This window comes from Acinetobacter sp. GRABPA_MV_2 (assembly GCF_056725885.1).
The window spans coordinates 1-788 of sequence record NZ_JBWZNA010000067.1; the positions used below are offsets into that span (position 1 = coordinate 1).

General features: G+C 36.7%; 1 protein-coding gene. It reads right to left on the bottom strand.

What is annotated here, in order from left to right; all coding sequences use genetic code 11:
• Positions 1-27: 27 nt before the first annotated feature.
• A complete protein-coding gene (locus ACXM0J_RS18840; RefSeq protein ID WP_004282341.1) occupies positions 28-729 on the bottom strand; it encodes an IS1 family transposase in 702 nt (233 codons plus the stop codon).
• Positions 730-788 lie beyond the last annotated feature (59 nt).

Below are 788 nucleotides of genomic sequence, written 5' to 3' on the forward strand. Positions count from 1 at the left end.
GGTGGTGTTTCAAAAAGTATGCTGGCATTAAACGAATCCATTATTGATATAAAAGAACACTAAATCAAAGGCTTTGAAATGATTTTCAAGCTTTTTGGAGAAGTTGCAGCTTCTCCTAAAGCCTCGCCTGATTCGATGCCGTAATCGACAATTATTGCCTTCTATACCCACAGTGAAAAATTTACCAATCAACTGTTTGCATTCTTTAAAGGTCGTAACAAAGCTATCCCAATGGTCACTTGATATACATGTATAGCTTACACCTAACTGCTTCAATTTTAATTTAAGTCGTTTTGCAGTGGCTAAATCTCGGTTACCCCATACATAAGCAACAATTTCACCTGTTTCTCGATGATAGGCATAAATTAGCCATTGTTTATTTTGCTTATGACCAACAAAAGTCCAAAACTCATCTACTTCAAGGGTTTCATAATGACTTTGCTGTGCTCGAAGTTGATATTTTGATTGGCTAAGTGTCCGTAGAACTTTACCGATACTTACTCTTTCAATTTCTGCTATATCCCTGACACCACTGCCTCGCACCATGAGGTGTAATATTTTGGTTTTGATACCTGAGTGACAGCCTTGATAACTGAGAGCATGATCACCAATAAATTGACGTCTGCATATTTTACATTGGTAATTTTGCTTACCATCTACTTTTGTGCCATTTTTCTTTATACTGTCACTTAGGCAGGCTGGACACTTGATTTCTAGAGTTATTCGCATTTCTCTATTTTATCAAAATCCAACCTGCTTTTTTTCAGCATACTTTTTGAAACACCACC

Coding starts and splice junctions, on each gene's coding strand:
- ACXM0J_RS18840 (WP_004282341.1), bottom strand. CDS start 729: ATGCGAATAACTCTAGAAATCAAGTGTCCAGCCTGCCTAAGTGACAGT.